Genomic DNA, 14405 nt, shown 5'->3' with positions numbered 1-14405 from the left:
TCGACTCCGCACGCAATCTCCAATCCCCGGCTTTCGCCTGTCATTCCCGCCAATGACGGACGCGGTCGGCAGCGGCCATCCCGCCGGCGGTGCGATAATCGTGGGCCATTCCTTCCACGCCCCATTCGCATGCCGATCCATTCCTCCGTCCTCGAGCTGATCGCCGACACGCCGATCGTCAAAGCCCAGCGCCTGGATGCCGGCGTATGCGAGCTCTATCTGAAGCTGGAAAGCCAGAATCCCGGCGGTTCGATCAAGGACCGCATCGGCATGAGCATGATCGAGGCGGCGGAAAAGCGCGGCGACATCCAGCCCGGCGCCACCCTGGTCGAGGGCACCGCCGGCAATACCGGCATCGGCTTGGCGCTGGTCGCCCAGCAGAAGGGCTACAAGCTGATCCTGGTCGTCCCCGACAAGATGAGCCGCGAGAAGATCTTCAATCTCAAGGCGATGGGCGCGGAAGTGGTGCTGACCCGCTCGGACGTCGCCAAGGGCCATCCCGACTACTACCAGGATCTCGCCGCGCGCATCGCCAGCGAGACGCCCGGCGCCTACTTCATCAACCAGTTCGGCAATCCCGACAATCCGGCCGCGCACGAATTCGGCACCGGCCCGGAAATCCTGCGGCAGATGGCCGAGGTGGGCGGGCTGGACGCCATCGTCTTCGGCTGCGGCAGCTCCGGCACCATGACCGGGCTCTCGCGCTGCTTCGCCCAGCATTCCCCGCAGACCGAGCTGATCCTGGCCGATCCGGTCGGCTCGATCCTGGAGGAGTACATCAATCGCGGCACCCTGTCCGACAAGTCGGCCAGCTGGATGGTCGAGGGCATCGGCGAGGACTTCCTGCCGCCGATCTCCGACTTCACCCGGGTCAAGCGCGCCTACGCCATCAGCGACAAGGAAAGCTTCCTCACCGCGCGCGAGCTGCTGTCGAAGGAGGGCGTCCTTGGCGGCTCCTCCACCGGCACCCTGCTGGCGGCCGCGCTGCGCTACTGCCGCGAGCAGACCGTGCCAAAGAAGGTGCTGGTGTTCGTCTGCGACACCGGCAACAAGTACCTGTCCAAGCTCTACAACGACTACTGGATGCTGGACAACGGCTTCCTGGAGCGCGAGAGCACTGGCGACCTGCGCGACCTGATCCTGCGCCCCTACACCCACCACGACACCGTGGTGGTGGCCCCGGGCGACCTACTGGTCACCGCCTACCAGCGCATGAAGCTGTACGAGATCTCGCAGCTGCCGGTGATGGATGGCGACCGGATCGTCGGCATTCTCGACGAGTCCGACGTGCTGCTGCACGTCTACGGCGACGAGGCCCGCTTCCGCGACCCGGTCTCGACGGCCATGGTCAGCAAGCTCGACTTCATGGACGTGAAATCGCCGATCGAGGCCCTGTTGCCGGTCTTCGACCGCGGCCAGGTCGCGATCGTGATGGACGGCGGACGCTTCCTCGGCCTGATCACCCGCATCGACTTGCTGAACTATCTGCGCCGCCGCGTTCAGTAAACGACGGGGCGGAAAGGGGCCCGGTGCTAGAATCCGCGGCCGGATTTCCGCAGATCGGCAGGCATGAAAAACGACCACGGCGCGGCCACGAAGGCCCCTGGACATTGGCGGCTGGGCACTCGCGCCATCCATGCCGGACAGACCCCGGACCCCAGTACCGGCGCGGTCATGCCGCCGATCTACGCCACCTCGACCTACGCCCAGAGCAGTCCGGGCGTCCATCAGGGTTTCGAGTACTCGCGCACCCATAACCCGACCCGCTTCGCCTACGAGCGCTGCGTGGCCGGCCTGGAGGGTGGCAGCCGCGGCTTCGCCTTCGCCTCCGGCATGGCGGCGACCTCGACCCTGCTGGAACTGCTCGACAGCGGCGACCACGTCGTCGCCATGGACGACCTCTACGGCGGCAGCTACCGCCTGTTCGAGCGCGTGCGCCGCCGCAGCGCCGGGCTGGACTTCAGTTTCGTCGATCTCACCGATCCGGCCGCCTTCGCTGCCGCGATCCAGCCCAACACCCGCCTGGTGTGGGTGGAAACGCCGACCAACCCGATGCTCAAGATCGTCGACTTGCAGGCGATCTCCGCGATCGCCCGCACCCGCGGCATCCTGATGGTGGTCGACAACACCTTCGCCTCGCCCGCCCTGCAGCGCCCGCTCGAGCACGGCGCCGACATCGTCATGCACTCGGCCACCAAGTACCTCAACGGCCATTCCGACATGGTCGGCGGCATGGTGGTGGTGGGCGACAACGCCGACCTCGCCGAGCAGCTGGCGTTCCTGCAGAACTCGATCGGCGCGGTGCAGGGGCCGTTCGACAGCTTCCTCGCCCTGCGCGGCCTGAAGACCCTGCACCTGCGCATGCGCGCGCACTGCGAGAACGCGCTGGCGCTGGCGCAGTGGCTGGAAACTCACCCGGCCATCGAGCAGGTGGTGTACCCGGGCCTGCCGTCGCATCCCCAGCATGAACTCGCCAAGCGCCAGATGGACGGCTTCGGCGGCATCGTCTCGATCGTGTTCAAGGGCGGCTTCGAGGCCGCGAAGCGTTTTTGCGAACGCACCGAACTGTTTACCCTGGCCGAATCGCTGGGCGGCGTCGAAAGCCTGGTCAACCATCCGGCGGTGATGACGCATGCGTCAATTCCGCCCGAGCGCCGCGCCACGCTCGGCATCCGCGATTCGCTGGTGCGCCTGTCGGTGGGGGTCGAGGATCTCGAAGACCTGCGCGCGGATCTCGAGTCGGCCCTTCTCGCGTCGACCCTGGATTCCAAGGGAGTTTGATGAAAGCCATTGCTGCACTGGGCCCGGTTGGCCGCGCCATCGCGCGTCGCGAACTGTTCTACGAATTGACCAAGCGCGAAATCATGGGCCGCTACAGCGGCTCCTTCCTCGGCCTGCTGTGGTCCTTCCTGACGCCCTTGCTGATGCTCGGCGTGTACACGCTGGCGTTCCGCGAATTCCTCGGCATGCGCTGGCCGAATACCGACACCCGCGCCGAGTTCTCGCTGATGATCTTCGCCGGCATGATCGTGCACGGCCTGTTCGTCGAAGTGATCTCGCGCTCGCCGAGCGTCATCGTCGGCAGCTCCAATTTCGTGAAGAAGGTGGTCTTCCCGCTGGCGATCCTGCCGTGCGTGACCTTGGCCTCCGCGTTCTTCCACACGATGCTGAGCACGCTGGTGCTGGTGCTGTTCGTGCTGCTGACCCAGCACACCGTGCACCCCACCATCCTCTACATGCCGTTCGTGCTCCTCCCGTACATGATCATGATGGCTGGCGTGAGCTGGTTCATGGCCTCGCTTGGCGTGTATTTCCGCGACGTGCTGCAGATCAGCGGCGTGATCGCCTCGGTCTTCATGTTCCTCAGCCCGGTGTTCTATCCGGTCACCTCGCTGGCGCCGCGCTATCGCGAGATCATGCAATACAACCCGCTGACCCTGATCATCGAGCAGTTCCGCGAGATCGCCCTGTTCGGCAATGCGCCCGACTGGCGCGCGCTGCTCGTCTACACCGTCATCGCCATGATCGTGATGCTGGGCGGATACTGGTGGTTCCAGCGCACGCGCAACGGGTTCGCCGATGTCCTCTGAACCGATCACATCCGTGCCGAGCGCATCCGAACCGGTCACGACCGCGGATAGCCGCAACGAAGAGGTCGTGATCCGCGTCTCGGGGCTGGGCAAGTGCTACCAGCTGTTCGAGAAGCCATCGCATCGCCTGCTGCAGACACTGATCGGCGCGCAGCGGCGGTTCTATCGCGAGTTCTGGGCCTTGCGCGGCATCAACTTCGAGATTCGCCGCGGCGAGACGCTCGGCATCATCGGCAGGAATGGCTCGGGCAAGTCCACGCTGCTGCAGCTGATCGCCGGAACGCTGTCGTCCACCGAGGGCGATGTGTCGGTGAAGGGGCGTGTGGCGGCCCTGCTCGAACTGGGCAGCGGCTTCAATCCCGAATTCACCGGTCGCGAGAACGTCTATCTCAACGCCGCGATCCTCGGGCTGAGCAAGTCGGAAGTCGATCGCCGCATCGATGAGATCCTCGCATTCGCCGACATCGGCGATTTCATCGACCAGCCCGTGCGCAACTATTCCAGCGGCATGGTGATGCGCCTGGCGTTCTCGGTGATGACGCATGTCGACGCCGACATTCTCATCATCGACGAGGCGCTGGCGGTGGGCGATGCCTTCTTCACCCAGAAGTGCATGCGCTATCTGCGCGAGTTCAAGGAACGCGGAACCCTGCTGTTCGTCAGTCACGACGGCATGGCAGTCACTGGCTTGTGCGATCGCGCGATCTGGCTCGATCACGGGACGATGCAGGCGAGCGGACTGGCGAAGGACGTCATGTCGGCCTATCTCGAGGCCTATCTCACCGAACGCCAGGGCGGCAACGCCAAGAAAACCGGTGCCGATAATGCCGTGGTTCGCGGCAGGACCCGTGCGATCAATGCCAGGCGTGAGCTGATGGACCGCACGGTGCTTCGCAACGATATCGAAATCTTCCCCTTCAGCCCGGAGCAGCAAGGGTTCGGCGAACTCAAGGCGAGGATCAGCGACGTTGCCCTGATCGATGACGAGGGGCGCGCGCTGGCCTGGGTCGTCGGTGGCGAGCGTGTCGCGCTGGAGATCGAAGTGGTCGCCGACATTCCGCTCGAGAAGCCCATCGTTGGCTTCTACATCAAGGATCGGTTGGGGCAACTGCTCTTCGGAGAGAACACCTATCTCGACTACCAGGGCGAAGGTTTCTCCGTGGCCGAAGGCGAAGCCTTCCGCGCGAGATTCGTCTTCGACATGCCGAGGCTCGCGGAGGGGGATTACTTCATCACCACCGGCGTCGCCGACGGGACGCAGGAAAAACACACTATCCAACATTGGGTGCATGAAGCGATGATGTTCAAGTCGCGTACGGGCGGATTGCCGGCGGGCCTGATCGGGCTGCCAGTGGAGCGCGTCGAAATGGAGCGGGTGCCGAGTGAGCGCTGAATTCAGAAGCGACGAGCATCCGATCGTCTTCCTGCGCCCGCGCATCTCGTTTCCATATGCGTGGGTGGGACATATTCCTTTCGCCTATCTCGCAGTCGATCTGTTGAAGCCGCGTCGGTTGGTGGAGCTGGGTACGGACTCCGGCAATTCGTATTTGTCGTTCTGTCAGGCGGTCGAGGCATTGGCACTCGACACCGTCTGTACTGCTGTTGATTCCTGGCAAGGGGACGAGCATGCCCGCCACTACGGCGAGGAAGTCTACGAATCACTGCGTGCCTATCACGATCCGAAATACGGCCGTTTCTCGACGCTGAAGCGAAGCTTTTTTGATGATGCTGTCTCCTCGTTCGAGGATGGCAGCATCGATCTACTGCACATCGACGGCTTGCATACCTACGAAGCCGTCAAGCACGACTTTGAGACGTGGCGCCCGAAGTTGAGCGAGCGTGCCGTGGTGCTGTTTCACGATACACAGGTGAGGGGGCGTGATTTTGGCGTCTGGAAGTTCCTCGAGGAGCTGTCCAGTCAGTACGAAGTCTTCGACTTCCACCACAGCAATGGCCTCGGCGTCGTGCCTGTCGGCAAGGAAGTCCCTGAGGCTTTTCGCAAGTTCATGCGGGCGTGCAAGCAGCGCCCAGAACAGATTCGCCGCTACTTTGAAAGCATCGCTGCGACCATCCTTGATGCTGAGACCGCCACGCCAAAAACAGCGGAAGTCTCGATCCCGGTGACCGCGTGCCTGTATTACCGCAGTCACGGTCAGAATTATGCCGAGGAGCGGCTGTTGAAGCAGCCGATCAACGTCGAGCAGGACGAGTTCGAATTCAAATTTTCGCTGCCCGCTGGCGAGCGTCCGGATTTCATCCGCATCGATCCGGCCGACTATCCGGGCGTTTTCGGTATCGGCGAGGTGAGGTTTTCCTCCGAAAAAGCGAGCTGGGAGCTGGACGATCTCCATTCGTGGCTCGGCGCCGTCAGCGGCGAGATCGTGCCGACACCGTGGGAGCGTGATTCTCGCCTGCGAATCGTGTGCTTCGGCCCCGATCCGTATATTGAGATCGAAGTTACAGAGGCTTATGCCGATTTTCCGAAGGATGCCGCGCTGACGTTGCACTTCAAGGTGCAGTACGAAGCGGTGATTTCCCAGCCGGGTCTCTGGAAAATGGCCCGGGCTGAAATGCAGGCCATTTCCGATCTGCGCAAGATCGCGACCGACCAGGCTGATCTGCGTGCACTCACACGGCAGCTGCGCCGCGAGAACGAGAAGCGGGGAGTGGAAAGCCGCGATGGACTCGCGCTGGCGATCGCCGGCGTCGTGACGAGCGGCGCCTCGATGCCACGCCTGCGATGCCGTCGCACGGGACAGGCGTTCGCCGCCGGTCTTTCGGTTGGTGGTGCAGTGGAGGAGATCGGGGAGGGCGTCAAGGTGCGCTTCCTTCTCCCCGATCCCGCCGTGGATTTCGTGCGAATCGAGATTCCGGCGTTGCCGGGGCGGTACCGCATCGAATCCGTGGATGTCGCAGGCGAGCGGGTCAGTGATCTCGCGCGTCGCGTAATCGACGTGCACGGCAAGCGTCTGCACATCGATGCTCCCGACAAGGTACGCCATGCCACCGAAGGCGAACGGCCATCCGTCGAGATCGATGTGCGCGATCTGCAGGGACTGCGGAATAAATCGTCAGTGCAAATCGATGTTGTCGTTCGTCGCGAGGACGCGCTGGTGGCGCTGGCGGAGGACTCCGCACTGCATGCACGCAATCTGTCGGCGCAGATCGCCGGTCAGTCACGCGAGCTAACCGATCTCGCGTTCCGGCATGGGCAGGAACTGCGTCAGCAGGCGGCCTCCTTGCAGGCGGTTTCAGTGGGGCTCGATAGGCACTCTCAAATATTGAGTGATCAGTCCGAAATGTTGGCCGGTCACTCCGAAGTGCTGGGCAGCCAATCCCAAGTGCTCGGCCGGCACGCTGAAATCTTGAGCGGCCAGTCCGAGCTTCTGTCGGCGCTGCAAGAGAATCTGTCCGGTCTGCGCGGCCATCTCGACGCACGTTTCGATGCGCAGACCCCGGAGAATGCAGCGATGCGAGAGAGCGTCGCGCAATTGCAGGAACGTTTGGATCAAGTAGCGAGCATGGTGCAGAACACATTCTGGCGCCGTGTGCGTAGAAAACTGAGTTGGAACCGGAAATGAGCATCGCTTTCGATTCAGAAACTTCTTCCGCATCCGTATCCGTTGGCGCATGGGAGCTCGAGCATCGCCCGCTGACAGGGCTTGATCATATCGATGGCGAAGCGTGGCGTTCCGCCGACTGGGATCCGCAGTTCCTGTTGACACCGCCTGCTTGCATGCGGGCCGGCTTGTATCGTCTCGCGGTCGAATTGGAGGGCGGTGACGTCGAAGCGCCTTGCGTCTATTTCGACTTCGGACAAGGTTGGTCGGAAGCGACGCGACGGGAGTTCGAGCCTGCGGCGGACGAATCGAAAAGGGTGCTGTATGTTTGGTTGCCCGCCGCAATCGGCGTGATCCGTTTCGATCCGACCAACCGGCCGGGAAAATTTCGTTTCGGTGGCGCGAGTCTGGAGCGGTTGGACGATGCCGAGGCTATGCTCGTTCTACTGCGCAAGCGTATGGCGCAGGGGCCTTCAAACGTAGCGGCCGAGATCGTCCACGAGGCCCATCGCCGTGCCGCGGCCGATGGTCTTGAAGCATGTTGCAATTGGTTGCTGTCTTCAGGGAGCGGAGCAGACTCGGTGTCGGGCATTTCTTCCTACGGCAGTTGGGTGCACCGCTACGACACGTTGTCCGCTGCCGATGCCGAGAGGCTGCACGCATCGCTCGACTGGTTGCCGTCGAGGCCGTTGATCTCGGTGATGTTATCGGCGCAGGGTGTGTCGGAAGACAAGCTCCGTCATTGGCTCGAAGCTTTTGCAGGACAACTGTATCCGGATTGGGAGTTGCACGTTGTTGGGGTGGCGCCAAATCGCGTGCTGGATGGATACATCGCCAAGGACAGTCGCATCGCAAAAATCGGCGCCGACAACGGCACGACGACTACGATCGAGCAAGCGTTAGCGACGGCGCGAGGACAATTCGTCGTCTTCCTGGATACGGATTGCCAGTTGCCTGCTCATGCTCTGTTCGTGATGGCGGGCGCTATCGCGCGCAATCCCGGTGCGCAGGTGGTCTACTCTGATTCGGACCGCCTAGAAGCAGGCATTCGATCTGCGCCCTATTTCAAGCCGCATTGGAATCCGGAGCTACTGCTCGGGCAGAATTATTTGGCGCCGTTCGTCGTCTACGACTTGCGCCTGGTATGCGAGGCTGGCGGGCCGCGCGCGACCTTCGACGACGCGGCCGCATATGATCTGGCGCTGCGTTGCACGTCGCGTGCGGCACCGGAAAAGATCGTCCATGTTCCGATGGTGTTGTGTCACTCCTCGCGGAAGGAAGTCGATGCGAATGCCCCGGGAGACGAAGCCGGCTTGCACGTCTTGTCCGAGCATCTGCTAGATGCCGGCGCCGGCGCGCAGGCATGTAAGGGCGGATATCGCGTTCGACATCAGTTGCCCGACCCGGCACCGAAAGTCAGCATCATCATCCCGACCCGCGACAGGCTCGATCTGCTGCGGCGCTGCGTCGAGAGCATCCTGTCCAGGACGATCTATCCGAATTTCGAGATCGTCATCGTCGACAACCAGTCGGAACTGCAGGAAACGCGCGACTTCTTCGCTTCGCTCCACGACGAGCCGCGTGTGCGCGTGATGCCGTTCGATGCGCCGTTCAATTATTCGGCGATCAACAACCATGCCGTGAGCAACGTCGATGGCGACATCATCGCCCTGGTCAACAACGACGTCGAAGTGATTTCGCCGGACTGGCTCGAGGAGATGGTCCAGCATGCGGTGCGCCCGGGCGTGGGCGGTGTCGGCGCCATGCTCTATTACCCGGACGACACCATCCAGCATGCGGGTATCGTGCTGGGACTCGGCGGCGTCGCCGGGCACATCTATTCGAAGGCGCCCAGAGGCACGTCCGGGCAGATGGGGCGCGCGCATCTGGTGCAGAGCCTGTCCGCGGTGACGGCGGCATGTTTGCTTGTCCGGCGCTCGGTCTTTCTTGAAATCGGCGGGCTCGATGAGCGGCTGCGTGTCGCGTTCAACGACGTGGATTTCTGCCTGCGCCTGCTGGAACACGGTTACCGCAATATCTGGACTCCCTTCGCCGAGCTATATCACCACGAATCCGCGAGCCGCGGTTACGAGGATACGCCCGAGAAGATGGAGCGATTCCATTCGGAGGTCCAGTTCATGATCGAACGGTGGAGCGCGTGGTTAGGGGACGACGCGGCGTACAACCCGAATCTGTCGCTGTTGCATGGCGATTCTTTCGCGTTGGCCGATCCACCGAGGAGTTCCATTGCTGGATGGATCCGGCATTCGTTCGCGTAGAGGTTCCGGGGCCCGCCAGGTGTCAGGTTCCCACCGGATTCGTTTCGGGGCGCATGGCGTGGTGCTGATATGAATTTTGTTGATGAGATGGGGTGAATGGACCGCATGGGTATTGACGGCAACGCAGGCGTCATCACGATGGAACTGAGCGGGCATCGCCACGTCAAGCGGGACGATGCCGATGGAGCATGGATCGCGGTCGGCAACGATTCGCAGTTCCTCTGTCTGAGCGACAAATTCCCGTTGCCGGGAGGCTGGTATTACGTCGACTTGCGCATGCGGCGATTGAAGGGGCCGGAGATGTGGCCCTATTTCTATCCCTTCTATGGCGATTGGGAGAACCTGGAGAAGCACAAGGTCTTCGTGCCCTTCTTCGATCAGGATGGTGGGGAGCATCAAGGTATCGTGCGGCTTACCCACGATGTTCTCCAGCTGCGATTCGATCCATCCGTGGCTGTAGGCAAGTTCACCCTGGATGAACTGAAGTTGCAGCGGGTGGGCAAGCCGAGAGCGGCCAAGGAGATGCTGCAGGGCATCTTGCGGCGCCCGGCGGGTGTTTTCACCAAGATCCGGTGGCTGTCGTCCCTGGTGGTGAGCGGCCTGGCTGGCGGTCCGTCAGGATTCGCGGAGCGCCTCTACAGAATCTATAGCGAGCGTCCGACGGCGGCGGCTCGTGTCGCCTACGACACCTGGGTCGAACTCTATGATGCGAACACGCCGGAAAGGCTGGAGGCTGAACGCGCCGCCGTCGGCGATCTCGTCAAGAAGCCGTTATTCTCGATCATCATGCCGGCCTACAACACGCCGGAGAAATGGCTGCGCAAATGCGTCGAGAGTGTGAAGGCGCAGGTCTATCCGCATTGGGAGTTGTGCATCGCCAATGATGCTTCTCCGGCGCCACATGTTCGCCGCGTGCTCGATGAGCTGGCCGCTGGCGACAGCCGGATCAAAGTGGTGCATCGCGAGGCCAACGGCCACATTTCAGCCGCCTCGAACAGCGCGATCGAGGTCGCCACCGGTGAATGGCTGGTGCTGCTGGATCATGACGACGAATTGCATCCGTTGGCCTTGAGCGAAGTGGCGAAGGAAATCAACGAGCATCCGGACTGGCGGCTGATCTACAGCGACGAGGACAAGATCGACGAGCGCGGGCGCCGCTACGATCCCTACATGAAACCGGACTGGAACTACGATCTGTTCCTGTCGCACAACTGTATCAGCCATCTCGGCGTCTACGATGCCGCGCTCGTGCGCGAAGTGGGTGGATTCCGGAAAGGATTGGAGGGCAGCCAGGATTGGGATCTCGCGCTGCGTTGCGTCGAACGGCTGACGTCGAAACAGATCGGGCACATTCCGAAAGTGCTTTACCACTGGCGCGCCATCATCGGGTCGACCGCGCTCGCCCCGCAGGAAAAGGATTACGCGCACGATGCCGGGATGCGCGCGATCGCGGCGCATCTCGAGCGCATCGGCTCCAGGGCGCGTGTGCAGGACATTCCGGGCCAGAGAGGCAATTACCGGATGGTGTATCCGCTGCCATCGCCGGCGCCCAAGGTGAGCATCATCATTCCGACGCGAGACAAGGTGGGCCTGCTTCGTGCCTGTATCGAGTCGGTGTCCTCGCTCACGACCTATCCTGATTACGAGATCATCGTCGTCGACAACCAGTCGGAAGAAGAGGAGACGCTGGCTTACTTCCGGAAACTCGAAACCAATCCGCGTATTCGCGTTCTGCCTTACGACAAGCCTTTCAATTATTCGGAGATCAACAACTACGCCGTCTCCGAGTCGAAGGGGAGCGTCATCTGCTTCCTCAACAACGACATCACGGTCATCACGCCCGGCTGGCTGGAGGAGATGGTCGGGCACGCACTGCGGCCGGATGTCGGTGCCGTCGGCGCGATTCTTTACTATCCGAACAACACCATCCAGCACGCGGGCGTGATCCTCGGAGCGCACGGTGTCGCGGCGCACGCATACAGCGGCCAGGCGCGTGGCTATCCTGGCCATATGAGCCGGGCGAGGCTGACCCAGTCGATGAGTGCCGTCACCGCGGCGTGCCTGGTGGTGCGGCGCGATACGTTCGAGCGTGTGGAAGGGTTCGATCCCGCGCTGCAGGTCGCGTTCAATGACGTGGATCTGTGCCTGCGAATCGGGCGGCTCGGCTTGCGCAACATCTGGACGCCTTTCGCCGAGCTATACCACCACGAATCGGCATCCCGCGGATATGAGGACACTCGCGAAAAAGCGGAGCGCTTCAACGCCGAGATGATCTACATGCGAACGCGCTGGGGCGAAACGCTGCGGGATGATCCGTCCTATAGTCCGAATTTCAGCATCGATGATGAGCTCTTCGAGCTGTCGTTTCCGCCGCGAGAGCGCAGAACCTCGTCCGCATAATTGTGCGGGGCTTGCTTTATCGCTGCCCGTGTCGGCGATACCCCATAGAGGAGTGTGGATATATGAGCATGCGTGAATTTAAGGCCGCTCACCGCTGGGAGCTGTTGTGGAACGTTCTCGCATATGTCGCGATTGCGTTTGCCGTTCTTGGTGCCAATCCGTTTCGTAACGAAACCGTAGGGCCATTCGATCTTTTAGTGTCGCAATCCGGCTGGACGGTCGAAGGTGAGCCTGTGCAGGTGCGGCATCCTGAGCGTTCAGATGTGCTTGATGCATTGCTCCCGCGCTGGCTTGAGCAGCGCGCACAGATTCGTCGGGAATTACACCCGGATACCTGGAATCCATTGCCGGCTGGTGGCGAGCCCGGCTTTCAAAACCTCGCCAACGGAGAGCTGACACCAGCCTTCGCAATATTTACCGCCGCACCGACGCCGGCAGTCGGGTTCTTTTTTGCGGTGATCTTTAATCTAACCATGGCAGGGCTCGGGGCGCACTTATGGCTGCGCCGGAGGTTGGCGTGGTTGCCGGCATTCTTTGGTGGTATCACCATCATGCTGTGTAGCTTCCATGCTGCCTGGTTGTACTGGCCGCATGTGTTGACATCGATCTGGATTTGTTGGGTTTTGTGGGCGCTGGATCGCTGGTGGGAGCAGCCGGGTTATGGACGCTTTTGCGCGTTGGTTGCTGCCATTTCTCTGGTGCTTCTGGGCGGGTTTCCATTCGTCACTCTGCTGGCGGCCGGGGCTTGTGCTCTGTATGTGGGGACGCTATGGGGATTTGATCGTAAGCCGAAGTTGCTGTGCCGCCTTGGAGGTGCTGTAGGTGCGGGTGTTGTGGCTGCAGGGTTGTGTGCGATCCCACTAATCGAGTTTGCCACGTGGCTTACGTCATTCGATACCAGCAGCCGCCATGGTGGCAGCGGTTTCAATCTCGCTTCGCATGCGCGCTTTCTTTTGCCTCGGGCGGCGCGAGGCACTCTATCAGTAGAAGCTGCCATGTATGTCGGAGTCCTGCCACTGATGCTGGCCGGAATCACGCTGATCGCAGCTGTTCGGCGACTTGGTCGCATCGGTGTGATCGGAGTGTTTTCGCTGCTGTTGCTTGTAAGTGGGTTCACACTCGTCTTTGAGCTTATTTCTGCGAAATATTTGTCTTGGGTTCCGGGGTTAGGAAGCAATCGATGGACAAGAGGAATCGTGCTGCTTGATTTTGGTTTTGCAGTGTCGGCAGCGTGGGCTCTTGATCTTCTTCATCGTTATTCCGGCTCAAAGTTGTTTGCGCGTTCTATGCTTTCGATTTTGATAGTTGTGCAATTGGTAGATCTCGGCTCGTTCTTCCGTTTATTCAATGGTGAAACAAGCGCTCGCTTCTTCTATCCGCAACATAGGCTCATCTCGATTGCCCAGCACAACATCAAGCCTTTCCAGAGCGTTATTGCGGACAGCAATTTCCTGTTGTCGGGAACAGTTAGCGCCTATCACCTGCCAGAGTGGTTTGGGCATGCATTCAAGACCAATGCGCTGAAAGCGACACTTACCAAGGTCATAGACAACCCTTGGTCGAGCCCCACTTCCACTATGGCTTCATCGGGGGGCATCAATCTCGAAATTCCCGAGTTATCCGCTCTTGGAGTTCGTTACGTGATCGGAGATGCGGGGCTATACAGCTCTGGAGTGATGCCGCGAATGAAAGGGGGAGGGACTTCGCAACCCTCTATCGCACTGCCGCCGTTGCCGCAAAGCCATTGGCGACAGACAGTAACCCTTGCTCAAGAGGTGATGGTTGATGCGGTGGGCGTTCGCATGGCGACGTACAGGCGCGTTGGTTTGGCGGGAAGTGTGGAGCTAAGTATTCGAAAGAGTGGCGACTCGAAGCTGATAGCAAAATCAGTCATTCCGGCAGCGCAGGTGATGGACAATGCGATGGTGCTTTTTGGTTTCCAAAACGCACTAAAGCTATCGGCAGGCGAGTACGAGATAGTTATCAACTACATCGGCGCTCCGCCAGCGGACCGCATCACTGCTTGGGCGCTGCCTGGAGCGGGCGAAAATTGTTCGCTGAGTATCAACTCCGTCCAAGCTCAAGGCTGTATCAATTTCAAGCTAATCGTCCAAGACAGAAATGCGAATTTCGTCAGGATTGCATCCGAACACGGCATATATCTGTTTGAAAATCGTAATGTGCCAGATGGTGCGTATTTCTTGTCGAATTTGCAGGCATATCCCAATGCCACGAGTTCGCAAGATGTAGCATTAAAAAGGCATTCTGATGCTAATTTTGAACTCGCGTATCGTGGTAGGGAGCAAGGCTATCTGATTGTGCCCATGACGTTCGCACGCGGATGGACCGTCCATGTCGGCGAGCAAAAAGTGAAGCCGGGCAAGTACCTCGGAGTTTTGCCGGCGGTTCCGGTGCAAGGGCCGGCGCGCGTGCGTTTCAGCTACGAGCCGCCGTCCTTGGTCTATGGCTCGTGGGTGATGCTGGCGACGTTGCTGGGCCTGGTCGTAGCAGGCTTCTTGACGTGGCGCCGGCGGGCGCGCAATCGCTGATCCGTGTGCTCATCGCCACATCGGCGG

General features: G+C 60.9%; 8 protein-coding genes. All 8 read left to right on the top strand.

Annotated features, from left to right (window positions below):
• Window positions 1-129: 129 nt before the first annotated feature.
• The 8 genes from AC1RNP_RS10445 to AC1RNP_RS10410 all read left to right on the top strand — a co-directional run bounded on the left by AC1RNP_RS10445 (window position 130) and on the right by AC1RNP_RS10410 (window position 14378).
• Entirely contained in the window at window positions 130-1506 is a 1377-nt protein-coding gene (locus AC1RNP_RS10445; protein ID WP_493051186.1) for a pyridoxal-phosphate dependent enzyme, read from the top strand.
• Window positions 1507-1569: 63 nt separating this feature from the next.
• A complete protein-coding gene (locus AC1RNP_RS10440) occupies window positions 1570-2781 on the top strand; it encodes a cystathionine gamma-synthase (protein WP_493051185.1) in 1212 nt (403 codons plus the stop codon).
• Window positions 2781-3590 (top strand): ABC transporter permease, encoded by an 810-nt coding sequence (locus AC1RNP_RS10435; RefSeq protein WP_493051184.1) that lies wholly within the window; start codon window positions 2781-2783, stop codon window positions 3588-3590. Before AC1RNP_RS10440 ends, AC1RNP_RS10435 begins: the two co-directional genes overlap by 1 nt.
• Complete coding sequence (locus AC1RNP_RS10430) at window positions 3580-4983, top strand: ABC transporter ATP-binding protein (RefSeq protein WP_493051183.1); 1404 nt, start codon at window positions 3580-3582, stop codon at window positions 4981-4983. The genes AC1RNP_RS10435 and AC1RNP_RS10430 overlap by 11 nt, the downstream gene beginning before the upstream one ends.
• On the top strand, window positions 4973-7171 hold the full coding sequence (locus AC1RNP_RS10425; protein ID WP_493051182.1) for a class I SAM-dependent methyltransferase: 2199 nt from the start codon (window positions 4973-4975) through the stop codon (window positions 7169-7171). Before AC1RNP_RS10430 ends, AC1RNP_RS10425 begins: the two co-directional genes overlap by 11 nt.
• The gene (locus tag AC1RNP_RS10420; protein WP_493051181.1) at window positions 7168-9429 is read left to right on the top strand and encodes a glycosyltransferase family 2 protein; all 2262 of its coding nucleotides are present in this window, start codon (window positions 7168-7170) and stop codon (window positions 9427-9429) included. Before AC1RNP_RS10425 ends, AC1RNP_RS10420 begins: the two co-directional genes overlap by 4 nt.
• A 105-nt stretch (window positions 9430-9534) precedes the next feature.
• Window positions 9535-11829: a glycosyltransferase family 2 protein gene (locus AC1RNP_RS10415; protein WP_493051180.1), complete on the top strand. Its 2295-nt coding sequence runs from the start codon at window positions 9535-9537 to the stop codon at window positions 11827-11829.
• A 62-nt stretch (window positions 11830-11891) separates the two neighbouring features.
• Window positions 11892-14378 (top strand): hypothetical protein, encoded by a 2487-nt coding sequence (locus AC1RNP_RS10410; RefSeq protein WP_493051179.1) that lies wholly within the window; start codon window positions 11892-11894, stop codon window positions 14376-14378.
• The last annotated feature ends 27 nt before the right edge of the window (window positions 14379-14405 follow it).

It is taken from the genome of Luteimonas sp. GW821-FHT14E02 (assembly GCF_058803905.1).
This window is presented reverse-complemented; position numbering and strand designations above follow the sequence as displayed.